Source organism: Gemmatimonadaceae bacterium, from assembly GCA_019637355.1.
Classification (GTDB): domain Bacteria; phylum Gemmatimonadota; class Gemmatimonadetes; order Gemmatimonadales; family Gemmatimonadaceae; genus Pseudogemmatithrix.
Genome location: JAHBVT010000001.1, coordinates 1,538,472 through 1,563,187, shown reverse-complemented (window position 1 = coordinate 1,563,187; position 24,716 = coordinate 1,538,472). Strand labels below are relative to the sequence as shown.

The window sequence follows — 24,716 nt, the reverse complement described above, 5'->3', positions numbered from 1 at the left end:
GGGCTGCGGGTGGGGTCGAGCGCCGGCCGGACGTCCCAGCTACGGACGCCACCCACAATATGCTGTGCTACAACGCCAGTGTCAGTTGGCCCTGCGGTGCCGCGCCGCGCAGGGCGAACAGCGGGGCGGGCGTCCGCCCGGCGGCGGCGCGAGCCTCCAGTGCCAGCCGACCGCGCCGAAGCGCCTCGTTGACCGTGCGCTCGGCCAGGGCCGGCGTGTTGTTGGTCTCGCTCAGGTGCAGCAGGGCCAGCGCCTGCAGGCCGCGGTGGGCGAGCCGCAGCGCCAGCGCCGCGGCCTCGGCGTTGCTGATGTGGCCGCGGCCACCCCGGATGCGCGCCTGCAGTGCGGGAGGGTACGGACCATCGCGCAGCATCGCCACGTCGTGGTTCGCCTCAAGGCAGAGCGCATCGCAGCGCGCAAACAGCGCCTCCAACGGCGCCGGCACCGCGCCGAGGTCGTGCGCGATGCCCACGCGCGCGCCGTTGGCCGCGGTCACCGCGACCGCCAGCGGTTCCGCCGCGTCGTGCGGGATGGCGCAGGATTCCACGGTGAACGCCCCCGCCGCGACCGCCGCCCCGGGCGAGAGCGTCACCCGGTACTTGCCCGGGATCTCCCGGAGCGCGCGGTGCGTGCCGGCGCTGGCATACACCGGCCAGCGCCACTTGTGCTGCGCCTTGGCCGCGCCGTCGGCGTGGTCCTGGTGCTCGTGCGTGATGACCAGCGCCTCGATCATCTCCGGCACGAGACCGAGCCGCTTGAGTCGCGTCGCGATGGCGCGCGGGCCGAAGCCGCAATCCACGAGGATTGCACGGTCGCCGGCGGCAAGGACCAAGCCGTTGCCGCGGCTCCCGCTACCCAGCGACCAGGCCTTCACCACCCGTCGCGGGCCGCGAAGAGCCGGGTCCAGTGCGCCGCGCCGCGCTCGCCGAGCTGCGCCCCGCGACGCGCCATCACCCGCGCTGCCACCGTGAGAAAGCGGTCAAGCGCGAAGGTCTCCCAGGGGTCACCATCGCCCCAGGCGAAGGGCGGCACGTGCCGCGGCGGGATCCGCGACCCGAACACGTTCGCCCCCGCGCCGATGACGCTGCCCGTGCTGAGGCGCGTCCCGATTCCCGTCTTCGCGTGGTCGCCGATGAGGCTGCCCAGGAACTGCTGCCCCGTGCGTCGTACACCCTGCGGCGTCCACATCGAGACTTCGCCGTAGGAGTTCTTGAGGTTGCTGGTGATGGTGCCCGCGCCGAGGTTGGCCCAGCGCCCGATCACGCTGTGGCCGACGAAGCCGTCGTGCCCCTTGTTGGCGTGGCCGATCACGATGGTCACGCTCATTTCGCCGCTCACCTTCACCTGCGGGCCCACGCTCACGGTCGCGAGCTTGCCGCCGAGCACCGTGCTTTCCTCGCCGACCACGCAGGGGCCGACAAAGCGCGTGAAGGCGTGCACCTGCGCGCCGGCGCGAATCAGCACCGGTCCGCCGCTGGTGTCAGCGACGACGAACGGCTCGACGCGGGCCCCCGGCTCGACGTGCACCAGATAATCACCGATCACCGTGATGCCGCCGGCGTCGGGCGCCGAGGGCAGCAGGGCAATCGCATCGGCTTTCAGCATCGCGGGGAGCAGGGCCACGAGGTCCCAGGCGTGGTCCAGCCACCAACCCTCGACCTCCGCGGCCTCGCCGTCTGCCAGCGTGGCGAGGTCCAGCTCGCCGTCGCCGAGGTCGACCAGCGGGAGGTCGTGCACGAGCCGCACGGCCGCCACGCGGTCGGCGCAGCGCAGCACGGACACGCCCGGCGTCGGCGATGGCGCAGCCAGGCTCGGCGCGAAGCGCGCGTTCACGAGCCAAGTACCGGCCGACACGTGCCCCGTCGCCATTGGCGGCGCGTCGACCTCGGTGAAGTCGCGCAGGTGCTCCGCGCCGACGAAGCCGAGGACCGGCTGGCGCAGCACCTGCGACCAGCGCTCGCGCGTGAGCACGGCGCCGGCCCGGAGTTCACCGGCGGGCCGCGTCAGGGCGAACGGGGCGAAGGCCCGCGCCGCCGCGTCATCGTAGAGGACGTAGCCGTTCATCGGTGGTCGCGGACCTCGGCGGGCAGTTGGTCGAGCAGTGTCTTGAGCGAATCGGCGGCGTCGACGGTGGTCACCAGTGTCAGGCCGTCACGCACCACCACCACGAGGTCCTTCACGCCATACAACACGACGCGGCCGGACTCGGCGTGCACCACGTTGTCCTGCGCCTCCACCAGCGAGACCGCACCGTGCGTCGCGTTGCCGTGCGCGTCGCGTGCTCGGACCCGCCGGAGCGCACCCCAGGTGCCGACATCGTCCCAGCCGAAGTCGCCGCGCACCACCGCCACCTTGCTGCTGCGCTCCAGCACGCCGACATCCACGCTCACCGCCTGGCGCACGGCGTCAAAGAAGGCGATGCGGCCGCGCGGCGCGGCGTCGAGCGCCGGGTGCAACTCTGGTGTGTGTGCCCGCAGTTCGTCGAGAAACGTCTGTGCCCGCCACGCGAAGATGCCTGAGTTCCAGAGACAGCCGGCCGCGACGAGTCGCTCGGCGGTGCTGCGGTCCGGCTTCTCGAGGAAGCGCGCCACGCGCCAGGCGCCGGCGTCCAGGGCCGGCCCCGGCTCGATGTACCCGAGTCCCGGATTCGGCTCGGTCGGTACGATGCCGACGGTGGCGAGCGTGTCGTGGCGGCGCGCGGCCTCCACGGCCTCCGCGAGCACTTGGCGGAAGCGCGCGGCGTTGCCGATGGCGGCGTCGGCGTGCACGGAGAGCATCGCCGTGTCCGCGTCCCCGCGGCGGCGCACCTCGAGCGCGGCCCAAGCGAGGGCGGCGGCGGTGCCGGCGGGGCGGGGCTCCTGCAGGACTTGGTCCTCGGCCAGCCACGGGAGCGTGCGGTGCACCGCCGGAGCGAGCGCCTCGCTGGTGAGGATGAGGATCTGTGCACGCGGCACGAGGCCGTCGAGCCGCGCCACGGTCTCCTCCAGCATCGATCGGTCGCCGACGAGCGGGAGCAGCTGCTTGGGCCGTTCCGGCGTTGACAGCGGCCAAAAACGCGACCCCACGCCGCCGGCGAGCACGACGGCGAAGAGGGCGGCGCTCATCGACCGGACTCGACCAGCTCGATGGCGCGCGCCAAGAGGCGCTTCGGGCTGAAAGGCTTGGTCATAAACTCATCGGCCCCGCGGCGGCGCGCGTCCGTCTCCTGATGGTCTTGTCCGGCCGCGGTGAGGATGAGGCAGGGCACGCGGTCGTAGCGCGCATCGGCCCGCACACGGTCCAGCACCTCGAGCCCGGACACGCGCGGCATCATCAAATCCAGGATCAGCAGCCCCACGTCCGGGCCGCGGTCGAGCGCGTCCAGCGCCTCGGCGCCATCGTAGACCAGGTCCACGGCGAATGGGCCCTGCTCGAGCTTGGTCTTGATGATGCGGCCGATGTGCGGCTCGTCGTCGGCGACGAGGATCCGGGTGCGGGCGGCGGCGTCGGCGACGGCCACGGTCCGCGTCTCAGACCAGCGTGGCCAAGCCCGCGCGGTGGCGCCGGATGTCGTACACGAGGGCGCCGATGTTGGCATCGGGGCGCACCAGCACGAGCAACACCACCTCGGCGCTCATCGCCGCCACGACCACCGTCGCCTCGAGATGCTCGAGAATCGCCGTCTGCAGGGCACCGGCGCCGGCCGCAGTCCCCAGTTCGTCCGCGAACTGCAGGATGGACGGCACGTGGGCCGCCACCTGCTCGCTGTCCACCCCGGCATTCGCGTCGCTGTCGATGAGCAGCCCGTCGCGGCCGAGGACGGCCGCTACCGTCACGCCGTCAAAGCGGCGAAGGGTCGCTACGAGGTCACGAATCGTGGCCAACCGAGGCTCCGGAAAGGGGTCGAGCGAAGTGTACGTGCCGAGTCATCCAAGTCAAGCATCCATCGCTTGATACGTGGCCTGCGCGGTCGCTAGCTTTCAGGCGTGAACACTCCCCGTCTGACCTCCCGCCGGACCCTGCGCGCCGCCGTCCTCGCGGCGGCACTTGGTGGCGCCTCGTTGTCGGCCTGCGGCCCGGACCCCTTCGCGCCCGTGGCCGATTCGCCCGTGGTGCTCACGACGTTCACGGTGTGGGCGATCACGGGTACGCCGCCGCCGTTCCCGACGGCGTTCTCGCTGCCGGCCAACTCGCCCCTGCGCCTCGAGCCGTCAGGGTCGTTCGACATCGCCTTCGACATCACGCCCGAGGGCAAGCTGCAGATTCTCCCGATGGGTGCCGTGGTCAGCCCGCCCACGGGACCGCGGCCGATCGGCATCAACGTACCGGGCGTCTCGTATCAAGCGATCACGGCTGCCCCGCGCTCGGGCTGGAACGCCGACTCGACGATCGAGGTCACGGTCGGCCAGGCCTTCGTGCTGCAGGTCCCCTCGGTCATCTGTCCGTTCAACACGCAGCAGGTCCTGTACGGGAAGTTCGTCGCCGAGTCGATCATCGTCGCTGACCGCCGGATCTTTATGAGCGCCCGCATTAACCCGAACTGCGGGTTCCGGTCGTTCGCCGACGGCATTCCGCGCTTCTAATCCGTGCTCGATCCCAAGTTCGTCCGCGACGATGTCGCGGCGCTCCGCGAGGCGATGCGCCGTCGCGACAAGCTCGACCTCTACGGTCCCCTGATCGACGAGGCCGAGGCCTTGGACCGCACGCGCCGTGCGTCGATCACGCGCGTCGAGGAACGCAAGGCCGAGCGCAACCGCGTCACCCAGGAAGTCGGCCGGCTCAAGAAGGCCAAGCAAGACGCCACCGAGCTCCAGGGCGCGGCGCGCGTCATCGGCGAGGAGATTGCCGCGCTCGAAGCGCAGCTCGAGGTCACGCAGTCGCGCCTCGACGAGCTCCTGCTCGGCATCCCGAACGTCACGCTCCCCGACGTCCCCGCCGGCGACGAGTCGCACAACGTCATCGTTCGCAGCTGGGGCACCCCGCGTGCCGCCGAGAGTGTGATGCCGCACTGGGAGCTGGGCGAGCGGCTCGGGCTCTTCGACCTGCCGCGCGGCGCGAAGGTCTCGGGTTCTGGATTCATCGTGTACCGCGGGGCCGGCGCGCGCCTCGTGCGCTCGCTGATGAACCTGATGCTCGACCTGCACACGGGCGAGTTCGGCTACGAGGAGACCTGGGTGCCGGTCGTCGTCAACCGCGCGACGATGACGGGCACCGGCCAGCTGCCGAAGTTCGAGGACGATATGTACGCCCTGCGGGACGAGGACCTCTTCCTCATCCCGACGGCCGAAGTGCCGGTCACGAACCTCTACCGCGACGAGATCCTCGCGGCGGACGAGCTGCCGAAGTCGCTCTGCGCGTACTCGCCCTGCTTCCGCCGAGAGGCGGGCTCGGCCGGCAAGGACACGCGCGGCCTGCTGCGCGTGCACGAGTTCGACAAGGTCGAGTTGGTGCGCTACTGCGCGCCGGAAGACGGTGAGGCGCAGCTCGAGCTGCTGCTCTCGCACGCCGAGGCCGTGCTTCAGCGCCTCGGCCTGCCGTACCGCGTGGCGCTGCTCGCCGCCGGCGACACCGGCTTCGCCAGCGCCAAGACCTACGACCTCGAAGTCTTCGCGCCCGGGGTCGGGAAGTGGCTCGAGGTGTCGTCCTGCTCGCTGTTCACCGACTTCCAGGGCCGACGCGCCAACATCCGCTACCGTCCGGCGCCAGGCGAGAAGCCGCGCTTCGTGCACACGCTCAACGCCTCGGGCCTCGCCTTTCCGCGCGTGATCGCCGCGCTGCTCGAGCACGGCCAGCAGGCGGACGGCTCAGTGGTCCTGCCGCCGGCACTGGCGGCGGTGTTCGGCCGAGAGCGGCTCGGGTGAACGGCGCTTCGCCGTTCCCCTCGCTCAACCCCGCCCAGCGCGCCGCCGTCGAACACGAGGACGGCCCGCTGCTCGTCGTGGCCGGAGCGGGCTCCGGCAAGACCCGTGTGCTCACCGCGCGCATCGCGCGATTGATTGCCGAGCGCGGCATCGCGCCGCAGGAGATCCTCGCCGTCACGTTCACCAACAAGGCCGCCGGCGAGATGCGCGAGCGCGTGGGCCGTGCGCTCGGCGAGGCGCCGACGGGAATGTGGATCGGGACCTTCCACGGCATCGGCGCGCGGCTGCTGCGCGCCAACGCAGCGCTCGTCGGGCGCACGCCCGAGTACACGATCTACGACCAGAACGACCTGCTCGGCGTCATCAAGCGCCTGATGAAGAAGCACGGCATCTCCACGGACGAGTACGAGCCCAAGGGCATCGCCGCCGAAATCAGCGCAGCGATGAATGCGCTGGTCGGCGTGGCCGAGTTCGAGGACCTGGCGCGCACGGGCAAAGCCCAGGCGGCAGCCAAGGTGTACCGCGACCTCGAGGAGACGCTCCGCGCGGCCAACGCCGTGTGCTTCGACGACCTGCTCGTGCTGCCGGTGCGCATCCTGCGCGAGCACGAGGACGTGCGCCTGCGGCTCGCGCGCCGCTTCCGGCACGTCCTCGTGGACGAGTACCAGGACACCAACCGCGCGCAGTACGAGTTCGTGCGGCTCGTCGCCGGCGAGCACCGCAACGTCGCCGTGGTCGGGGACGACGACCAGGCCATCTACGGCTGGCGTGGGGCGGACATCCGCAACATCCTCGACTTCGAGCGTGACTATCCCAACGCGAAGGTCGTGCGGCTCGAGGAGAACTATCGCTCGTCCGCGGGGATTCTCGAGCTCGCCAACACCGTCATCTCGGCGAACCTGTCGCGTCGGGGCAAGACGCTGCGCGCCACCCGCGACGGCGGCGAACCGGTGGTGCTGCTCGAGGCCGCAGACGACCGCGACGAAGCGGAAGCCGTGGCCGAGGCGATGCAGGAATGGAGACGCAGCGGGCACCGGTATTCCGACGCGGCGGTGCTCTACCGCACCAACGCGCAGAGTCGCGGGATGGAAGACGCGATGCGCCGCGCCGGCGTGCCGTATCGGTTGGTGGGCGCCACACGCTTCTACGACCGTCAGGAGATTCGCGACCTGATCGCCTGGCTCCGCCTGGTCGCGAACCCGCAGGACGACGAAGCCTTCCGCCGTGCCATCAGCGCGCCGAAGCGCGGCATCGGCGACACCAGCGTGGAGCTGCTCGCCGCGGAAGCGACGCAGGCCGGGGTACCGTTGCTCGAGACGTCCCGCCGCGCCGCGCAGGGGCTCCTGCCCGGCATCCGGCCGGCGCTGAAGGAAGCGCTCGACGTCTTCGTCTCGCTCGTCGACCGACTCCGCACGCTCGCCACCGATATGAGCGTGGATCGGCTGCTGGCGGAGATCATCGAGCACTCGGGCTATGCGGCGGCGCTGCGCAAGGATGGTCCTGAGGGGTTGGAACGGCTTGCGAACGTCGAGGAACTGAAGAGCTCCGCGGCCGAAGTCGTGATCGAAGACGGCGGTGAGGTCGGCCAGCGCCCGCTCGACCACTTCCTGCAGGGCGTGACGCTCGTCACCGCACTCGACCAGCTCGGGCCCGATGCCGACGCCGTCACGATGATGACGGTGCACACGGCCAAGGGGCTCGAGTACGGTTTCGTGTTCGTGACGGGGTTGGAGGATGGGCTCTTTCCGCTCATTCGCTTCGCCGATCAGTACGACGACGCGGGTGGCGAAGACGCGATGGAGGAGGAACGGCGGCTGCTGTACGTGGCCATCACCCGCGCCGGCGAGCGGCTGGTGCTGAGCTGGGCGCGCCAGCGGCTGCGTGGCGGCACGATTCTTCAGTCGCGTCGCTCGCGCCTGCTCGATCAGGTCGATGAGTCGACGGTCGATTACCGCCGCACGGTCCGCCTGCGATCCACTTCCCGCCTCGCGGCGCCGACGCGCGAACCCTCGTGGCGTCGCAGCCCGCGCGGCGACAGCGCCGCGGGCGCGGGCGCGGGCGGCGCGCGCTTCGTCAGGCGCAGCCCGAAGGCCGAGTGGTCGCCGCGCGAGGCGGACATCCCGAGCTTCGTCGCGGATGAGGAAGCCTCGCAGGACTTGCCGCGCTTCGTCCCCGGCGAGCGCGTCGCGCACGGTCGCTTCGGATCGGGCACCATCGCCGAGGTCAGCGGGACGGGGAAGGACGCCAAGGTCACCGTGGACTTCGACGACGAGACCGTGGGGCGAAAGCGCCTCGTCATCGCCTTCGCTGGGCTGCAGCGCGCCTTCGAGTAGCGGGCGCCTGTCGGCGCCGGCTCAGCTCGCGACGTCGGCCAGCGGCTCGTAGAGCGGCTTCGGCAGCCGGCGCACCCACTGCAACTCGGCGGGCGGAAGCGCGAAGCGGTCCGCCGCGTCCTTCCGTGCGGCGCGCTCGCCGCCGCGCTCCAGCGCCCCGCGTCGGATGCGCTTGGCCTCGTGCAGCGCCTCCTCGCCGCTCGGGTCGGCACGCCGCGCGTCGGCATCGGCGCCGCGCACCAGCAGGTCGACGATGTGGTCGAAGGCGCGGTCCAGGTGCGCCGTGACCGAGGGCGCGCGCAACGGCCAGCGACTGTTCGTCGCCATCAGCGAGAGCATCCGCTGGTACGGCGACAGGTCCGACGCGTGCACCATCCCGCGGAAGATCCGCCGGTTGGTCGACGTGCTGAAGATCGTCGGCGACAGGATGCGGTCGAGATGGTCGTCCGCCTGCCAGTGATCGAGAAGGATCACTTCGCGCGCGCGCCGCGACCATTGCTCCCCGAGCGCCGATTCGAAGCGCGCCTCCCAGTACGCGTGCCCGGCGCCGCTCGTGGTGCTCGAGATCGCCAGTTGGTGCGGTACGAAGTGATTGTGCGCCACCACGTCCGCGGCCAGGTGCGCGAGGTAGCCGTAGCCGAAGGCGCGCAGCGCGTCGTCGCGCGCACGGTCGAGGATCTCGTCGCCGACGTGCCAGTAGTGGCAGTGGCGCCCGATGCGCGCGTAGCGCTTGGCGAAGCTCGTGTCCGCCGCGATCGAGCCGTACAGGAACTCGAACGGATGCGTCTTGAGCAGCTGCGCCAGCGCCGTCGGGAGCAGCAGGTCCGCGGAGCGCAACAGCGCCTCGCCGAGCATCACGTGCGTCCCGGGCGTCCAGGCCAGCGCGTCCGTGGGGAAGAGCGCGAGCAGGGCCACGGCGCCCAGCGCGATGCCCACGGCCCTGCGGTTCATCGGCGTGGCGCGGTCAGCGGCGACGGCGCAGCCGCGGGCGGGACTCCACGTCCGCGTCCACCGCCCGCTGCTTCTTCTTCGACTTGCGGCCGATGCCGAACACGCGTGCGCCCGCCTTGATCCCGCCGATTGCCGTGCCGGCGATGCCGGCGACGCGCGTCGCCACGCGCGTGATCTTCGCGAGGATCTCGCTCAGCTCGTCGACGCGGTCCGCGAGGTCGTCCACCGTGACGCGCACCCGCGCATTGGCCATCGCCACCGTCTCGCGGCTCTCGAGCACCATCGCCTTCGCCGCCGCCGCGGCCTCCCGCACGTCCGCCGACGTCGCGTTCACGTTCTGCGTCATCGGGCGCAGCTCGCCGAGGACCTCGTCCAGCTTGGCCTGCAGGGCGATCGCCGTCTGCCGCATCCCCACGAGGGCGAGGAGCACGGCGAGCACCAGCAGCAGCGTCAGGACGGACGTCAGGCCCGACGCCACGAACACCAGCTGTTCGAAGCCCGTGCGCACGGGGCTCACCTGGCGGACCAGCACGGTGTCCGCTGCGGCGGCGAGTTGCAGGAGAAGCATACCGAATGGTCTCCAGACGCCCTTCCTTCGTCAAGCATATATTCCCGCACATATGTCGACGCCCCAGTTCATCGTCGAGGGTGGCCGCCCCCTCGCCGGCGCCATCGCGCCCACTGGCAACAAGAACGCCGCCCTCCCGATCGTCTGCGCCGCGCTGCTCACGTCGGAGCCCGTCACGCTCGAGAACGTCCCGCGCATCCGGGACATCGAAAGCCTGCTCAGCCTCGTGCGGGCGGCCGGCGCCTCCGCCGACTGGACCGGGCCGAACACGCTCGTCATCCACGCCAAGTCCGTGCGCGGGGACACACTCCCGCCGGAACTCTGCGCGCGCATCCGGGCGTCCATCCTGCTCGCCGGCCCGTTGCTCGCGCGTTGCGGCGAGGTCACGCTGGCCCCGCCCGGCGGCGACGTCATCGGGCGGCGGCGGCTCGACACGCACGTGCTTGCGCTCGAGGCCCTCGGGGCCACCCACGACTTCGGGGAACGCATCGTGTTCCGCGCCAAGCAACTCAAGGGTGCGGACATCTTCCTCGACGAACCGTCAGTGACCGGCACCGAGAACGCGGTGATGGCCGCGGTGGCCGCCAAGGGCACGACCACCTTGCACAACGCGGCCTGCGAGCCGCACGTGCAGGACCTCTGCGAGATGCTCATCGCCATCGGCGCGCGCATCGAGGGCATCGGCTCCAACCTCCTCACGATCGAGGGCGGCCGCCCGCTGCGCGGCGGCCGCTTCCGCATCGGGCCGGACCACATCGAGGTCGGCTCGTTCATCGGCCTGGCCGCGGTGACGCGCTCGCGGCTCGTCATCGAGGATGCCGGCATCCAGCACCTGCGCTCGATCCGCCTGGGCTTCGACCGCCTCGGGGTGCGCACCGAGGTGCAGGGCAAGCACCTCGTCGTGCCGGCGGAGCAGGAGTTGCGCATCAAGTCGGATCTCGGCGGGGCCGTGCCCAAGCTAGAGGATCAGCCCTGGCCGGCCTTCCCGGCCGACGTGATGTCCATCGCCATCGTGACCGCGACGCAGTGCGAGGGCATCATCCTCATCCACGAGAAGATGTTCGAGTCGCGCCTGTTCTTCGTCGACAAGCTCGTGGGGATGGGCGCGCGCATCGTGCTCTGCGACCCGCACCGCGCGCTGGTCAGTGGTCCCACGCAGCTGCGCGGCGCCCAGGTCGAAAGCCCCGACATCCGCGCCGGGATGGCGATGCTCATCGCGGCGCTCTGCGCCAAGGGCACCAGCGTCATCCAGAACATCGGCCAGATCGAGCGCGGCTACGAGCGCATCGACGAGCGCCTCAACGCCCTCGGCGCCAGCATCCGCCGCGTGCAGGACTAGTGGGCGCGCTTCCGCCACGGCTCGAGATCCCGGCGTTCGCGGCGTTCGGCGTCGGCGCCTTCACCACCACGCGGGACGCCGGCGATTTCAACCTGGGCGTGGAGGGCAGCGGCGCCCGCGAGCGCTGGCACGGGCTCCAGGAAGCGCTCGCGGCGCAGGGCGCACCTCGGCTCGCGTCTGCCGTGCAGGTGCACGGCACCCGCGTGCTCGTGCACGACGGGACCTGGGAAGGCTGGCTGCGCGTCGAGGGAGCCGACGGCCACATCGTCATCGGCGCCGGCGCGGCGGCCATCACCATCGCCGATTGTGTGCCGGCGTTCATCGCACATCCGAGCGGCGTGGTGGGCATCGTCCACGCCGGTTGGCGTGGAGTGGCCGGCGGCATCCTGCCGCAGGCGCTGCGCTTGTTCGCGCAGTTGGGCTGTCCGGTGGATGAGTGCTACGTGCATCTGGGCCCGAGCATCTGCGGCCGCTGCTACGAGGTGGGCAGCGACGTGTACGAGCAGCTCACCGGGTGGCAGACCAAGCGGCCGCGGCACGTGGACCTGCGCGCGATCCTCGGCGAACAGGCCGCGCAGCTCGGGGTGGCCAAATGGTCGGCGAGCGGCGAATGCACGCGCTGCGACAACGCCGATTTCTTCTCGCATCGCGCGGGTGATGCGGGGCGACAAGTCGCCTGCATTTATAGTGGTGCGCCTTGACTGGCTAGCGCCCGGCCGGTATTCTCCCTGAGTCGGGAGACATTCCGGAAGCAGTCGCGGAGTGTGGGGGCAGGTCTCCCCGCACTTTTTTTGTTCTCTGTGAGGAAGTAAAGATGCACAAGCAGGAGCTGGAAGCCATTGTGGTGAATGAACTTACACCGCTTGGCCTCGAGCTGGTCGAGCTCAGGTTCGGTGGGTCGAAAGGGCGGCCGGTGCTGGATGTCCGGGTGGATCGCCTAGACCTCCAGAAGGTGCAGGTCGGCGACTGCGAGCGGGCGTCGCGGGCAATCGAGGCCCGGCTGGATGCTCAGCCGGACCTCATCACCTCGCGCTACGTGCTCGAGGTGTCGTCGCCCGGGATGGATCGGCCGCTGCGCGACGAGCGCGAGTGGCGGCGGTTCGTGGGGCGTCGGGCCAGCGTGAACAGCCTGAAGCTGCACGGGCGGCAGGAAGTGGAGATCGTCGCAGTCGAAGGCGAGGCCCCCGCGGTCTCGCTGCGCCTGCGGGATGCGAAGGGTACCGAGCACGTGGTTGCGCTGGCCGACGTCACGGACGCGCGGCTCGCGTTTCACTGGAAGCCATAGAGCCTTTTTTCGAACGGAGTTGGGGATGGCGGGTTCAGCCGAGATCCTGATGGCGCTGCGCGAGCTGGCGGACAGCAAGCAGATCCAGCGCGGGGAACTGCACGATTTGCTCAAGGACGGCATCCTGGCCGCCTTGGCCAAGAAGCACGGCCCGACCGTGCAGGCCGAGGTGGACATCGATGACGCCAAGGGAGACATCCGCATCGTCATCCTCAAGAAGGTCGTCGAGGAAGTGGCCGACGAGGTGACGGAGATCGACCTCGAGGAAGCCCGCTACGAGGATCCCGACTACCAGCCCGGCGACCTGATGGAGATCCCGGTCTCCTTCGAGGAGTTCGGACGCAGCGCCGTGCAGGCCGCCAAGCAGCGCATCGTGCAGCGCGTCCGCGAGGGCGAGCGCACCAAGATCCGCGACGAGTTCTCCGGCCGTGTCGGCGACCTGCTCTCCGGCGAGATCCAGCAGATCGAGCGCGGCAAGATCGTCGTGATGCTCAACAAGTTCCGCGAAGCCGAAGCCATCATCCCGTATCGCGAGCAGAACCACCGCGAGACGTACTCGCAGGGCGAGCCGGTGCGCGCCGTGCTGAAGCGCATCGAGGAGACGCCGAAGGGCCCGCGCCTGATCCTCTCGCGCGCCGACGCCCTCTTCGTGCAGGCGCTGTTCCGCCTCGAGGTCCCCGAGATCCAGTCGGGCATCGTCGAGGTGCGTGCGGCCTCGCGTGAAGTCGGCAGCCGCACCAAGATCGCCGTCGTCTCCAAGGACGATGCCATCGACCCGGTCGGCGCCTGCGTCGGCCTCAAGGGCGCCCGCGTGCAGGCCGTCGTGCAGGAGCTCGGCGGCGAGCGCATCGACATCGTGCCTTGGTCCAACGACCCGGAGCGCTTCGCCAAGCTGGCGCTCGCGCCGGCCAAGGTCGCGCGCGTGTTCAGCGACCCGACGGCGAAGACGATCCAGGCCGTCGTGGACGAGGACCAGCTCTCGCTGGCCATCGGCCGCAACGGGCAGAACGTGCGTCTGGCGTCGGAGCTCACGGGCTGGAAGATCGACCTGTACTCAAGCCGCGAGTGGCTGGAGCGCGGTGGCGACATCCCGCTCTTCGCGCCGCTGCCGGACGAAGACGCGGCCGACGTGCCGCTTTCCGACATCGAGGGGATGGCCACGGCGACCGTCGCGGTGCTCGAGGCGGGCGGCTACCGCACGCTCAACGACATCATCGATCTCGACCGCGACGACTTCCTGAAGCTTCCGGGCATCGCGCCCGAGGAAGCCGATCGCATTATGGCCATTCTCGATGAGCTCACCGAGGTCGGTGGCGAATCGGCGGCGGAGTAGGGGCGGGTCCCGTGGACGAGGCCCGGCAGAAGAAGGTGCTCGGGCTCCTCGGACTCGGCGTACGCGGACGGCTCGCGCTGGTCGGGGTGGACCGGGTGCGGGAGGCGGTGAAGGGTGGGAAGGTGCGGGTGGCGGTCGTCGCGCGTGACGCCTCGCCCAACTCCCGCCAGAAGGTGGACGGGTTGTTGGCGGGACGGGGGGTGCCGACCCTCGAGGTGGATTCGGCGGCGACGCTCGGGCAGGTCGCGGGACGCGAGACCACGGCCATCATCGGCGTGGTGGACGACAAGTTGGCTGCGGGGATCCTGGCGGCCGCCAGACTGGCGGACGCAGGACGAGAGGCCTAACGGAGGCGGGGTTTGAGCAAGATCCGGGTAAGTGAGTTGGCAGCGGAGTTTGGCATCGGCGCCGATGAAGTGCTGACGATGCTGCGCGCGATGGACATTCCTGCACGGACGCCGGCGTCACCGCTGGCGGACGACCACGTGGCGCGCGCGCGTGCCCGATGGGAGCGCGAGAAGCGCAACCGCACCGAGACCGAGGCCGCGCCGGCCAAGAAGAAGGCCGCGCCCAAGAAGAAGGCGGCGGCCAAGTCCGCGGATGCGAAGCCCGCGGCCAAGAAGAAGGTCGCCGCCAAGAAGGCTGCCAAGGCCGAGCCCGAGCCTGCACCGGCACCTGCGGAGGAGCCGGTGAAGACGACCCGTCGCCGCCGCGCGGCAGACGTGCAGAAGGCCGAGGAAGAAGCGGCGGCTGCAGCCGCTGCCGCCGAGGCTGCCGCCGCCGTCGCCGAAGCAGAGCGTGCCGCGCGTGCCGCCAAGGAAGCCGAGGTTGCCGCCAAGGCCGCCAAGGAAGCCGAGGAGCTTGCTGCCGCCCGTGCCCGTGCCGACGAAGCCGAGCGCCAGCGCCAGGCCGAGCTCGCCGCCCAGGCGCCGACCGCAGCCCCCGCGGCACCAGACGCCCCCAGCGCGTCCGCGCCGCCGGCAGCCACGCCGCGGTCGGCGGCGAGCGAGCCGGCGCGTCCGCGTCCGATCGCGCCGGCTCCGCCGCGCCCGCGTCCGGTCAGCGGGATGAACCTCCCGCCGCGCCCGATCGCCTCGGCCACGCCGGGGGGCGGCCTCGGTGGGGGACGTCGCGACGACCGTGGCCGCACGGCCGGCCCCGGCGGTGGAACCGGCTTCGGGCCCAACGCGGCCCCGTCGTCGGGGCCGCGCCGCGGCAAGAAGGGCAAGCGCGTGGACCAGGAACAGGTCACCGCCAACATCTCGCGCACGATGCGCCAGATGGGCGGCGGCACGTCCAAGCGCCGCGGCGGCCGCGATGACTCCGCCGCCCGCGAGGAGCTCGCCGCGATGCGCGCCGAGATCGCCGAGCGCGAGAAGACGACGATTCGCGTGAATGAGTTCATCACGGTCAGCGAGCTCGCCGAGAGCCTCAAGGTCCCGGCCACGCAGATCGTCTCGTTCGCGTTCAAGCATCTCGGGTTGATGGTCACCATCAACCAGCGGATGGACTTCGACCAGATCGAGCTCATCGCGAGCGAGTTCGGCTTCATCGCCGTGCGCGAAGAGGACTACGCCGCGGCGCCCGAGGAAGTCGAGGTCGACGCGACCGAGGACCTGCGTCCGCGCCCGCCGGTCGTGACCATTATGGGTCACGTCGACCACGGCAAGACCTCGTTGCTCGACTACATCCGCAAGGCCACCGTCGTCGCCGGCGAAGCCGGCGGCATCACGCAGCACATCGGCGCGTACCACGTGTCGCTGCCCGACGGCCGCCAGATCACCTTCCTCGACACGCCGGGCCACGAGGCCTTCACCGCGATGCGCGCCCGTGGCGCGCAGGTGACGGATATCGTCGTGCTGGTCGTCGCCGCGGACGACGCCGTGATGCCGCAGACCATCGAAGCCATCTCGCACGCCAAGAACGCCGGCGTGCCGATGATCGTGGCCATCAACAAGATCGACCTGCCCACCGCCAATGCGATGAAGGTCCGCCAGGACCTGCTGCAGCACGGCGTGGTGCTCGAGGACTTCGGCGGCACGACGCTGGCCTCGGAGATCAGCGCCAAGAAGGGCACCGGCGTGCCCGCCCTGCTCGAGCAGATCCTCCTCCAGGCCGAGATCCTCGACCTCAAGGCCAACCCCGACCGTCGCGCGACGGGCTCGGTGGTGGAAGCCCAGCTCGACCAGGGCAAGGGAGCCGTCGCGACGATCCTCGTGCAGAACGGCACGCTCAAGGTCGGCGACGACTTCATCTGCGGCCTGCACTCCGGCCGCGTGCGTGCGCTGCTCGACGAGCGCGGCAAGCAGGTCAAGGAGGCGGGCCCGGCGGTGCCGGTGCAGGTGCTCGGCCTCACCGGCGTCCCGATGGCCGGCGACCAGTTCATCTGCGTGGCCGACGCGCAGGAAGCGCGCGAGATCGCCCAGCGCCGCGAGCGGCTCGACCGCGAAGCCAAGAGCCGCCGCACCGCCAAGGGTGCGGTGTCGCTCGAGGACTTTATGGCGCAGGCCGGCTCGGGCGAGAAGCGGCAGCTCAAGCTGCTCATCAAGGCCGATCAGGGCGGTCCGGCGGAAGCGCTCGCCGACGCGCTGCAGCAGCTCAGCAACGAGGAGGTGCAGGTCGAGGTCGTGGCCCGCGCCGTCGGTGCCGTCACCGAGAGCGACATCCTCCTCGCCAAGGCCTCGGGCGCCATCATCATCGGCTTCCACGTGCGGCCGGACACCAAGGCCCGCGCCGCTGCCGATCGCGAAGGCGTCGAGATCAAGCTCTACCGCATCATCTACGAGGCGGTCGCCGACGTGCGCGCCGCGCTCGAAGGCCTGCTGCGGCCGGAGTCCAAGGAAGTCGTCGTCGGCGAGGCCGAGGTCCGCGAGACCTTCAAGGTCCCGAAGATCGGCGTCATCGCCGGCTGCTACGTGCGCTCGGGCGTCATCAACCGCCAGGGCCGCGTCCGCGTGGTCCGCGACGGCGTCGAGGTCTACGACGGTACGATCGGCTCGCTGCGTCGCTTCAAGGACGATGCGAAGGAAGTCAAGGAAGGCTACGAGTGCGGCATCGGCATCGAGAACTTCAACGACCTCAAGGTCGGCGACGTGATCGAGACCTACCGCACCGAAGAAGTCGCGCGGACGCTCCAGCCGGCCTCGGCCGGCTGAGCGCCCCGCACACCGGAGTCCGCTGATGCCCCCACGGGATCCGCGCCGCGCCGACCGCGTCGGTGAGGCCGTGCGCGAGGAGGTCGCTGCCTTCATCGCCCGCGACGCCACGGACCCGCGCATCTCGGGGCTCGTGACCGTCACCGCCGTGGAGATGGCCCGCGACCTTCGGCACGCGATGATCTTCGTCAGCGTGATGGGCGATGAGGCGGCCAAGACGCAGACCGTCGAAGCGCTGCAGCACACCGCGCCGCATCTGCGTGGGCGCGTCGGTCGTGCCCTGCGGTTGCAGTTCGCGCCGGAGCTCACCTTCCGGCTCGACGAGTCGGTGCAGCGGGCGGCGCGGATCGAGACGCTGCTCGCCCAGGTCAAGCGCGACGAGTCGCCGCCGACATCCGGTGACGCCGACCGCGACGGCTGACGGCGTCCTGCTCGTGGACAAGCCGGCGGGCGTGTCTTCGCACGACGTCGTGAACGCCGCGCGACGCGCGCTCGGCGAGCGCCGCATCGGCCACGCCGGCACGCTCGATCCCTTCGCCACCGGGCTGCTCGTCCTCCTCGTCGGCCGCGCCACTCGGTTGCTGCCGCACCTGCCGGACGAACCCAAGGTCTACGAAGCGCGCGTCAGGTTCGGCAGCGAGACGGAGACCGAGGACCTGCACGGGGGCGTCACGCGGGAGGCAGCGCTGCCCCAACGGGCCGAGTTGCTCGACGCCCTCCGGTTCCTCCAGGGCAAGATGTGGCAGACGCCGCCTGCGTACTCGGCCAAGCGCGTCGGCGGCAAGCGCGCCTACGAACTGGCGCGCGCCGGCAAGGCGGTCACGCCGGAGCCGGTGCCCATCGAGGTCTTCCGCATCGACGTGCCGGACATCGCACTCGGCACCGACGGCGGCGTGGCCGAGGCCACGATGCGCGTGGTCTGTGGTGGCGGGACCTATGTGCGCTCGCTGGCCCGCGACTGGGGCGAGATGGCGGGGAGCGCGGCGCACCTCATCGCGCTGCGGCGTCTCGCGACCGGTCCGTTCCGCGTCGAGGAGGCGGCCACGCTGGAGGACCTCCGCGAAGGCCGGGTGGCGCTCAGGCCGGCGCTGGAGGCCTTGCCGGGCTTCCCGGTGCAGCCGCTGAGCGATGACGAGGTGACGAAGATTGCACGCGGCATCGACGTCGCGGCCGCAGTGCCTGGGCCTTGGGGCGCGCTCGTGCGCGACGATGGCCGGACGCTCGTCGCGCTCGCGGAGCGGCGCGGCAAGCCCTGGGAGCCCGGCGGCGAACGCTGGCAGCCGCGGGTGGTGATGCGTGAGGCCTGACCCCGCCTTCGGTCTTCCGCCGTCGCTGCGCGGCACGGTCTGCACCGTCGGCACCTTCGACGGCGTGCACCGCGGCCACCAGTTGGTGCTCGAGCGCTTGGCCGCACGCGCCCGCGCGCACGGGTTGCCGGCCGTGCTCGTCACCTTCGAGCCCCATCCGCTCGAGGTGGTGAACCCCGCCGCGGCGCCGCCCTTGCTCACGCTCGGCAGCGAGAAGAGTGAAGTGCTCGCGGAGAGCCCCATCGATTACGTCGTCGTGCTGCCCTTCACGCCGACGCTGGCGCGCTACGAGGCCGCGGACTTCGTGGATCACGTGCTCATCGAGCATCTCGGAGTGCGCGAGCTGCTCATCGGCTACGACCACGGCTTCGGGCGCGCCCGCTCCGGTGACGCGGACGTCCTGCGGAGCCTGGGCGCGTCGCGGGGTTTCGACGTCGCCGTCGTCGAGGCGGTGCAGGGCAGCGACGGTCGTCCCATCTCCAGCACGACCATTCGCCGTGCCATCGCTGGCGGCGACCTCGCCCGTGCCGCGGACGGACTCGGCCGCGCCTACAGCATCGGGGGCGTCGTGCGCCAAGGCGACCAGCGGGGCCGCACCATCGGCTTCCCGACGCTCAACCTCGGTGCGCCGTCGCCGCGCAAGCTCCTGCCGCCGGAGGGCGTGTACGCCGTCCGCGTGCAGACGCCGCGCGGGACCTTCGGCGGGATGATGAACCTCGGACCGCGCCCGACCTTCGGCGATCCGATCAGCGCGCTCGAAGTGCACTGCTTCGAGATGAACGGGGAGCTGTACGGCAGTCGCGTGCGAGTGGATCTGCTCGCGCGGCTGCGCGAGACGCAGAAGTTCGATGGCCCGGACGCGCTACGGGCACAGTTGGCGAAGGACGAGTCGCAGGCCCGGGCCGTGCTCGCGACCGTCGCCGAGAACGGACCGCCGCCGGCCGCGTGACCAGAGCGTCCAACCCCTTATCTCTGATTGACTTGCCCGTTCCCGGCGGGTACTCTTCAAGGTTCTAGTTTCCCCCGGGTTTCACACACTTTCCTGCTCCAGATGAACAGCCTGAAGGCACGCCTGCTCGCAATCGCTGCAATGGTGGTTGCGTCGGCCTGGACGCTCTTCCCGCGGACCGTCGAGGACCGCTTCCAGCGCGACGGCGAGATGGTGGACACCACCTACACCCGCGTCCCCCTCAAGTACGGGCTCGACCTCCGCGGCGGGATGCATCTCGCCCTCGAGATCGACCAGTCGCAGCAGCAGGTCAGCGACGTCGATGACGCGCTCGAGCGTGCGCTGCGCGTGGTGCGCTCGCGCATCGACGAGTTCGGCGTTGCCGAGCCGATCATCCAGCGCGTGGGTGACTCGCGCATCGTGGTGGAACTGCCGGGCATCGACGACCGCGAGCGGGCCACCGCCGTCGTGCAGCGCTCGGCCTACCTGCGCTTCCAGATCACCGATCGCACGCAGGCGTTGGAGCGCGTGGCGCCGCGGCTCGACCAGATCGTCAAGGCGCGCGGCCTCGAGCGCACGGCGCCGCAGACGGTCGCCGGCGACACGGCACGTCGCAGTGCACTCACTGGGCTCTTCGACCCCGCCGACAGCACCGCCGCCGACTCCGCCGAGGCGGCGGGCCCCGAAGGCCCGTTCCGGCGCCTCGTCGCACCAGGCAGCCTGCCGGGCCAGTACTTCATCGCCGTCGGCGACGTCCGGATGTTCGAGCGGTTCCTTGCCGACAGCGCCGTGCGCGCCGCGATTCCGCCGGGCAAGGTGATCCGCTGGGGCGCCGACTCGGTCAGCCTCTCGACCGCCTGGTACCGTCCGCTCTACGTCCTCGACAACCGGGACATCATCACCGGTGAGTACCTCGTCGACGCCAAGCCGGAGCAGGATCCGATGGAAGGCGCCAAGGTCACCTTCCAGCTTAACAACGAAGGCGGCCGACGCTTCCGCAACGAGACCGGTCGGAACATCGGCAACAATATGGCCATCGTCCTCGACGACCGCGTGATGAGCGCGCCCGTCATCCAGGGCGCCATCGGCACGCGCGGCCAGATCACGATGGGCGGGCGCGACATCCAGTCGGCGCAGGACCTTGCCCTGGTGCTGCGCGCCGGTGCGCTGCCGGTGCCCCTCACGGTCGTCGAGGCGCGCACCATCGGCGCCTCGCTCGGTGCCGACGCCATCTCGCAGGGCGTGCGCTCCGGCATCACGGCCGTCGCGCTCGTCATCATCATCATGGTTGGCTACTACCGCTTCTCGGGCTTCCTCTCGGTGCTCGGGCTGGCGTTCTACACGCTGATCACGCTGGCCATCCTCACCGTCTTCGACGCCACGCTCACGCTGCCCGGCATCGCCGGCTTCGTGCTCTCGATCGGTATGGCGGTGGACGCCAACTTCCTCGTCTTTGAGCGCATCCGCGAGGAGCTCGATACGGGCAAGTCCATCCGGATGGCCATCGACGAAGGCTTCGACCACGCCTGGAGCGCCATCGTCGACACGCACGTCACGACCGCCCTCACCGCGGCCATCCTCTACCAGTTCGGTGACGGACCGGTGAAGGGCTTCGCCGTCACCCTCTTGGCGGGCCTCGCCGCCTCGCTGGTCTCGGCCATCTTCTTCGTCCGGACGCTCTTCTACGTGTGGCTGAACCGCCAGAAGACGCCCCCCACGACCCTGAGCATCTGATGTTTCGCATCCTCCACAACACCTCGTGGGACTTCGTCCGCCAGTGGAAGCTGGCGCTGATCACGGTCGTCGTGTTCGTCGTCCCGGCCATCGTGCTCGTCCCCTTCAGCGGCTTCAACTACAGCATCGAGTTCACGGGCGGCACCGAACTGCGGCTGCTCTTCACCGAGGCCCCGAACGTGGCCGACGTGCGCGCGGCCATCGCGGCGTCACCCGTCGGTGACGCCGAGATTACGACCTTCGGCTCCCCGAACGAGATCCGCATCCGGGCGCAGGACAAGTCTCAGGTCGAGCAGCAGGAAGCCGGCGCCCTGACGGTCGCCGAGCAGATCGAGGAGGCGCTGCGCGAGCGCTATGGCGCCGAGGGCTTCCGCCGTCTCGCCTCCGAGGGCATTGGCCCGCGGGTCGGCGCCGAGCTGCGCCGCAACGCCATCATCGCCACGGTCATCGCCTTCGCGCTCACGCTCGTCTACCTCGCCTGGCGCTTCGAGTGGCGCTTCGGCGTCGCCGCCGTGCTCGGCACGCTGCACGACTCGCTGGCCACGCTGGCGTTCATCAAGTATCTCGACATCGAGATCTCGCTCTTCGTCGTCGGCGGCATCCTGACGGTCATCGGCTATTCGATGAACGACACCGTCGTGGTCTTCGACCGCATCCGCGAGAACCTGCGCCTGAACCGCAAGAAGCCGTTCCGCGACATCGTCAACGCCTCCATCAACGAGACGCTGCCGCGCACGGTGATGACGGGCGTCACCACGCTCGGTTCGCTGCTGGCGCTGATCATCCTCGGCGGCGCCGTCATCCGGCCCTTCGCCCTGATCCTCACCTTCGGCATCATCGTCGGCACGTTCAGCTCGATCTGGGTGGCCGCGCCGCTGGTGCTCTGGATCGAGCGCAAGTGGCCGCGCGAGACGGACGCGACGCCGCACACGCGCGTCCCCGCGGCGCGCGCCTGAGCGCCGCCGTGTCGGCACCGGGGCCCCGCCACGCCGACGCGCGTGACGGGGCTTCGTCCGTTCCGGCCGTCCCCTTTCTCGATAGCCACGCCCACCTCGGCGACGCCGCCTTCGCCGAGGACCTCGGCGACGTCCTCGGGCGCCTGCGCGAGGCCGGCGGCACTGGCGTGGTGTGCATCGGAGAGTCGCTCGAGGCGGCCGCACGAGCCCGCCGCATCGCCGAGGCGCATCCCGGCTTCGTCTGGTGGACGGCCGGCGTACATCCGCACGATGCCGCGGGGTTCGACCCCACACGCGACGGTGACGCGATTGCCGCGGCCTTGGTCGCCGGCGCCGTGGCGGTCGGGGAGTGCGGGCTCGACTACCACTACGACCACTCGCCGCGCGCACTCCAGCGCCGCGCCTTCGCCACTCAACTCGCCCTCGCCGCGCAGCACGCACGGCCGGCCGTCGTCCACACGCGCGAGGCCGAGGCCGACACCATCGCGATGGTCCGCGAAGCCGGCGAGGCGGGCATCTGCGGCGTGCTGCATTGCTTCGGCGGCTCGATGGCGCTGGCCGAGGCCGGGCTCGGGGCCGGCTGGTACCTCTCCCTCGCCGGCGTCGCCACGTTCAAGAAGTGGGAGCGCGACGACGTCGTCCGCGCCCTGCCGCAGGACCGGATCCTCGTCGAGAGCGACAGCCCGTACCTCGCGCCCGTGCCGCGGCGCGGCAAGCGCAACGAACCGGCGTGGTGCGCGTACACGGTTCGACGCCTTGCCGAGGTCCGCTCGGAGGATCCGGAGGCGCTCGGCGCGGCCACCGTCGCCAATGCCCGCAGACTCTTCGGGCTCGCCTGACTAGGTTTCGCGAGTTCGTCCAACCCCCCAGCTGAGGTGTAGGAATCGCCGATGACCGTTCCGTCCGACATCGAAATCGCCCAAGCGGCCACCCTGCGTCCCATCACCGACGTCGCCGCAGACATCGGCCTCGGGCCCGATGACATCGACCAATACGGCAAGTACAAGGCCAAGGTCGCCCTCGAGCTCACCACGCGCCCGGCCAAGGGCAAGCTGGTCATCGTCACGGCCATCAATCCGACGGCGGCCGGTGAAGGGAAGACCACGACGTCCGTGGGACTCGCGCAGGCCTTCCGCAAGCTCGGCAAGAACGCCGTGCTCTGCATCCGCGAGCCCTCGCTCGGTCCGGTCTTCGGCGTCAAGGGCGGCGCCGCCGGCGGCGGGTACTCGCAGGTCCTGCCGATGGACGACATCAACCTGCACTTCACCGGCGACTTCCACGCCATCAGCTCGGCGCACGCGCTGCTCAGCGCGATGCTCGACAACCACCTGCAGCAAGGCAACGCGCTCAACATCGACCCGCGCCGCATCACCTGGCCGCGCACGATCGATATGAACGACCGCGCCCTGCGCAAAGTCATCATCGGACTCGGCGGGCCGGCCGAGGGCGTCGTGCGCGAGGAGCGATTCGTCATCATCCCCGCGTCGGAGATCATGGCGATCGTCGCGCTGGCGACCAGCGCCGCCGACCTCGAGGAGCGCCTCGGCAACATCATCGTCGGCTCCACCTACGGCGCGGACCGCAAGCCAATCTACGCCCGCGACCTCAACGCGCAGGGCGCGATGGCGATGCTCCTCAAGGACGCCATCCGGCCGAATCTCGTGCAGACGCTCGAGGGCGGCCCCGCCTTCGTGCACGCCGGACCCTTCGGCAACATCGCCCACGGCTGCAACTCGATCCTCGCCACGCGCGCGGCGCTGGCCGTCGGCGACCTCGTCGTCACCGAGGCCGGCTTCGGCTCGGACCTCGGCGCCGAGAAGTTCTTCGACATCAAGTGCCGCTTCGGCGGCCTGAAGCCCGATGCCGCCGTGCTCGTCGCGACGATCCGCGCGCTCAAGATGAACGGCGGGGCCAAGAAGACCGAGCTGGCCAAGGAAGACCTCGCCGCGCTCAAGAAGGGCGTCGTCAACCTCGAGCACCACATCGCCAACGTACGCCAGTTCGGGATGGAACTCGTCGTCGCGCTCAACCGCTTCCACACCGACACCGACGCCGAGATCGCGATGGTGACCGAGGCCGCGCAGAAGGCCGGGGCCCGGGTCGCGCTGAGCGAAGTCTTCGCCAAGGGCGGAGAAGGCGGCATCGCCGTTGCCAACGAGGTGCTCGACATCCTCGCCAAGGGCGGCAGCAAGTTCGCGCCGATCTACGACGCCAAGCTGCCGATCAAGCAGAAGATCGACACCATCGTGAAGAAGGTGTACGGCGGCGACGGCGCCGAGTACAGCGCCAAGGCCGAGCGCGCCATCGCGTATCTCGAGAGCATCGGACTCGCCGAGACGCCGGTCTGTATGGCGAAGACGCAGTATTCGCTCTCGGACGACGCCACGAAGCTCGGCCGCCCGAGCGGCTTCAAGGTGACGGTCAATGACGTGTATCCCGTCGCCGGCGCCGGATTCATCGTGGCGCAGTGCGGCGAGATTATGACGATGCCCGGCCTGCCGAAGCAGCCGGCCGCCGAACGGATGCGCATCCATCCCGACGGCTCCATCTCGGGACTCTTCTAGGCCCTGCCAATGCCGAACTCCGTGAAGCTCATCAGCACCACCGAAGCGCCGGCCGCCATCGGTCCGTACTCGCAAGCCACCGTCGCCGGCGGTTTTCTCTTCACCGCCGGCCAGATCCCGCTCGACCCCGCCAGCGGCGAGATCGTCGCTGGCGACGTCGAGCCGCAGACGCGACAGGTGCTCGCAAACCTTGCGGCGGTGCTGAAGGCCGCCGGCGCCTCGTGGGGCGATGTCGTGAAGACGACCGTCTTCCTCACCGATATGGCCGACTTCCCGCGCTTCAACGAGATCTATGCGGCAACGCTCGGGGCGGCGCGTCCGGCGCGGTCCACTGTGCAGGTCAGCGCGCTGCCGCGCGGCGTGAACGTCGAAGTCGAACTCGTCGCCAAGCTCCCGGGCTGA

Annotated in this window: 24 protein-coding genes; 17 read left to right on the top strand and 7 right to left on the bottom strand. The window is 70.5% G+C overall.

Features of this window, described 5'->3' with window-relative positions; all coding sequences use genetic code 11:
• Positions 1-67: 67 nt before the first annotated feature.
• The 5 genes from KF689_07190 to KF689_07170 are packed head-to-tail and all read right to left on the bottom strand — an operon-like array spanning position 68 to position 3,863.
• A complete protein-coding gene (locus KF689_07190; GenBank protein ID MBX3133152.1) occupies positions 68-874 on the bottom strand; it encodes an MBL fold metallo-hydrolase in 807 nt (268 codons plus the stop codon).
• Positions 871-2,064 (bottom strand): hypothetical protein, encoded by a 1,194-nt coding sequence (locus tag KF689_07185; GenBank protein ID MBX3133151.1) that lies wholly within the window; start codon positions 2,062-2,064, stop codon positions 871-873. Before KF689_07185 ends, KF689_07190 begins: the two co-directional genes overlap by 4 nt.
• Positions 2,061-3,104, bottom strand: coding sequence for a mannose-1-phosphate guanylyltransferase (locus KF689_07180; protein ID MBX3133150.1), 1,044 nt, complete (start codon positions 3,102-3,104; stop codon positions 2,061-2,063). Before KF689_07180 ends, KF689_07185 begins: the two co-directional genes overlap by 4 nt.
• Entirely contained in the window at positions 3,101-3,499 is a 399-nt protein-coding gene (locus KF689_07175) for a response regulator transcription factor (protein MBX3133149.1), read from the bottom strand. The genes KF689_07180 and KF689_07175 overlap by 4 nt, the downstream gene beginning before the upstream one ends.
• Positions 3,500-3,509: 10 nt before the next feature.
• Positions 3,510-3,863, bottom strand: coding sequence for a roadblock/LC7 domain-containing protein (locus tag KF689_07170; GenBank protein MBX3133148.1), 354 nt, complete (start codon positions 3,861-3,863; stop codon positions 3,510-3,512).
• Between the two features lie 102 nt (positions 3,864-3,965).
• Here KF689_07170 and KF689_07165 point away from each other — a divergent pair, with 102 nt between their 5' ends.
• The 3 genes from KF689_07165 to KF689_07155 are packed head-to-tail and all read left to right on the top strand — an operon-like array spanning position 3,966 to position 8,173.
• Complete coding sequence (locus tag KF689_07165) at positions 3,966-4,562, top strand: hypothetical protein (GenBank protein ID MBX3133147.1); 597 nt, start codon at positions 3,966-3,968, stop codon at positions 4,560-4,562.
• A gap of 3 nt (positions 4,563-4,565) precedes the next feature.
• Positions 4,566-5,840 (top strand): serine--tRNA ligase, encoded by a 1,275-nt coding sequence (gene serS / locus KF689_07160; GenBank protein ID MBX3133146.1) that lies wholly within the window; start codon positions 4,566-4,568, stop codon positions 5,838-5,840.
• Positions 5,837-8,173 carry a UvrD-helicase domain-containing protein gene (locus KF689_07155; protein ID MBX3133145.1) on the top strand — a complete coding sequence of 779 codons (2,337 nt, stop codon included), beginning with the start codon at positions 5,837-5,839 and terminating at the stop codon, positions 8,171-8,173. The genes serS and KF689_07155 overlap by 4 nt, the downstream gene beginning before the upstream one ends.
• 21 nt (positions 8,174-8,194) lie before the next feature.
• On the opposite strand, the gene KF689_07150 is transcribed toward KF689_07155, so the two are convergent.
• Entirely contained in the window at positions 8,195-9,124 is a 930-nt protein-coding gene (locus KF689_07150) for a zinc dependent phospholipase C family protein (protein MBX3133144.1), read from the bottom strand.
• Positions 9,125-9,137: 13 nt separating this feature from the next.
• Positions 9,138-9,692, bottom strand: coding sequence for a hypothetical protein (locus tag KF689_07145; GenBank protein MBX3133143.1), 555 nt, complete (start codon positions 9,690-9,692; stop codon positions 9,138-9,140).
• Positions 9,693-9,744: 52 nt separating this feature from the next.
• Here KF689_07145 and murA point away from each other — a divergent pair, with 52 nt between their 5' ends.
• The 14 genes from murA to KF689_07075 all read left to right on the top strand — a co-directional run bounded on the left by murA (position 9,745) and on the right by KF689_07075 (position 24,716).
• Positions 9,745-11,031, top strand: coding sequence for a UDP-N-acetylglucosamine 1-carboxyvinyltransferase (murA, locus tag KF689_07140; protein ID MBX3133142.1), 1,287 nt, complete (start codon positions 9,745-9,747; stop codon positions 11,029-11,031).
• Positions 11,031-11,732: a polyphenol oxidase family protein gene (locus KF689_07135; protein ID MBX3133141.1), complete on the top strand. Its 702-nt coding sequence runs from the start codon at positions 11,031-11,033 to the stop codon at positions 11,730-11,732. The genes murA and KF689_07135 overlap by 1 nt, the downstream gene beginning before the upstream one ends.
• A 113-nt stretch (positions 11,733-11,845) precedes the next feature.
• Entirely contained in the window at positions 11,846-12,316 is a 471-nt protein-coding gene (locus tag KF689_07130) for a hypothetical protein (protein ID MBX3133140.1), read from the top strand.
• Between the two features lie 25 nt (positions 12,317-12,341).
• Positions 12,342-13,649, top strand: coding sequence for a transcription termination factor NusA (nusA, locus tag KF689_07125; GenBank protein MBX3133139.1), 1,308 nt, complete (start codon positions 12,342-12,344; stop codon positions 13,647-13,649).
• A gap of 11 nt (positions 13,650-13,660) precedes the next feature.
• On the top strand, positions 13,661-13,996 hold the full coding sequence (locus KF689_07120; GenBank protein ID MBX3133138.1) for a ribosomal L7Ae/L30e/S12e/Gadd45 family protein: 336 nt from the start codon (positions 13,661-13,663) through the stop codon (positions 13,994-13,996).
• A 12-nt stretch (positions 13,997-14,008) separates the two neighbouring features.
• Entirely contained in the window at positions 14,009-16,804 is a 2,796-nt protein-coding gene (gene infB / locus KF689_07115; GenBank protein ID MBX3133137.1) for a translation initiation factor IF-2, read from the top strand.
• A 25-nt stretch (positions 16,805-16,829) separates the two neighbouring features.
• The gene (gene rbfA / locus KF689_07110; GenBank protein MBX3133136.1) at positions 16,830-17,225 is read left to right on the top strand and encodes a 30S ribosome-binding factor RbfA; all 396 of its coding nucleotides are present in this window, start codon (positions 16,830-16,832) and stop codon (positions 17,223-17,225) included.
• Complete coding sequence (gene truB, locus KF689_07105; protein ID MBX3133135.1) at positions 17,203-18,111, top strand: tRNA pseudouridine(55) synthase TruB; 909 nt, start codon at positions 17,203-17,205, stop codon at positions 18,109-18,111. Before rbfA ends, truB begins: the two co-directional genes overlap by 23 nt.
• On the top strand, positions 18,101-19,060 hold the full coding sequence (locus KF689_07100) for a bifunctional riboflavin kinase/FAD synthetase (protein ID MBX3133134.1): 960 nt from the start codon (positions 18,101-18,103) through the stop codon (positions 19,058-19,060). The genes truB and KF689_07100 overlap by 11 nt, the downstream gene beginning before the upstream one ends.
• A 102-nt stretch (positions 19,061-19,162) precedes the next feature.
• A complete protein-coding gene (secD, locus tag KF689_07095) occupies positions 19,163-20,794 on the top strand; it encodes a protein translocase subunit SecD (protein MBX3133133.1) in 1,632 nt (543 codons plus the stop codon).
• Positions 20,794-21,750, top strand: coding sequence for a protein translocase subunit SecF (gene secF, locus KF689_07090; protein MBX3133132.1), 957 nt, complete (start codon positions 20,794-20,796; stop codon positions 21,748-21,750). The genes secD and secF overlap by 1 nt, the downstream gene beginning before the upstream one ends.
• Positions 21,693-22,589, top strand: a complete 897-nt coding sequence (locus tag KF689_07085; protein ID MBX3133131.1) for a TatD family hydrolase — start codon at positions 21,693-21,695, stop codon at positions 22,587-22,589. The genes secF and KF689_07085 overlap by 58 nt, the downstream gene beginning before the upstream one ends.
• 51 nt (positions 22,590-22,640) lie before the next feature.
• Entirely contained in the window at positions 22,641-24,314 is a 1,674-nt protein-coding gene (locus tag KF689_07080; GenBank protein MBX3133130.1) for a formate--tetrahydrofolate ligase, read from the top strand.
• Positions 24,315-24,323: 9 nt separating this feature from the next.
• Positions 24,324-24,716 carry a RidA family protein gene (locus tag KF689_07075; GenBank protein ID MBX3133129.1) on the top strand — a complete coding sequence of 131 codons (393 nt, stop codon included), beginning with the start codon at positions 24,324-24,326 and terminating at the stop codon, positions 24,714-24,716.

Bases quoted from the DNA above. Each gene is read 5' to 3' on its own strand.
- nusA (MBX3133139.1), top strand. From the start codon at position 12,342: ATGGCGGGTTCAGCCGAGATCCTGATGGCGCTGCGCGAGCTGGCGGAC.
- KF689_07075 (MBX3133129.1), top strand. From the start codon at position 24,324: ATGCCGAACTCCGTGAAGCTCATCAGCACCACCGAAGCGCCGGCCGCC.
- KF689_07130 (MBX3133140.1), top strand. From the start codon at position 11,846: ATGCACAAGCAGGAGCTGGAAGCCATTGTGGTGAATGAACTTACACCG.
- secF (MBX3133132.1), top strand. From the start codon at position 20,794: ATGTTTCGCATCCTCCACAACACCTCGTGGGACTTCGTCCGCCAGTGG.
- rbfA (MBX3133136.1), top strand. From the start codon at position 16,830: ATGCCCCCACGGGATCCGCGCCGCGCCGACCGCGTCGGTGAGGCCGTG.
- KF689_07080 (MBX3133130.1), top strand. From the start codon at position 22,641: ATGACCGTTCCGTCCGACATCGAAATCGCCCAAGCGGCCACCCTGCGT.
- KF689_07150 (MBX3133144.1), bottom strand. From the start codon at position 9,124: ATGAACCGCAGGGCCGTGGGCATCGCGCTGGGCGCCGTGGCCCTGCTC.
- KF689_07180 (MBX3133150.1), bottom strand. From the start codon at position 3,104: ATGAGCGCCGCCCTCTTCGCCGTCGTGCTCGCCGGCGGCGTGGGGTCG.
- murA (MBX3133142.1), top strand. From the start codon at position 9,745: ATGTCGACGCCCCAGTTCATCGTCGAGGGTGGCCGCCCCCTCGCCGGC.
- KF689_07145 (MBX3133143.1), bottom strand. From the start codon at position 9,692: ATGCTTCTCCTGCAACTCGCCGCCGCAGCGGACACCGTGCTGGTCCGC.
- KF689_07185 (MBX3133151.1), bottom strand. From the start codon at position 2,064: ATGAACGGCTACGTCCTCTACGATGACGCGGCGGCGCGGGCCTTCGCC.
- secD (MBX3133133.1), top strand. From the start codon at position 19,163: ATGAACAGCCTGAAGGCACGCCTGCTCGCAATCGCTGCAATGGTGGTT.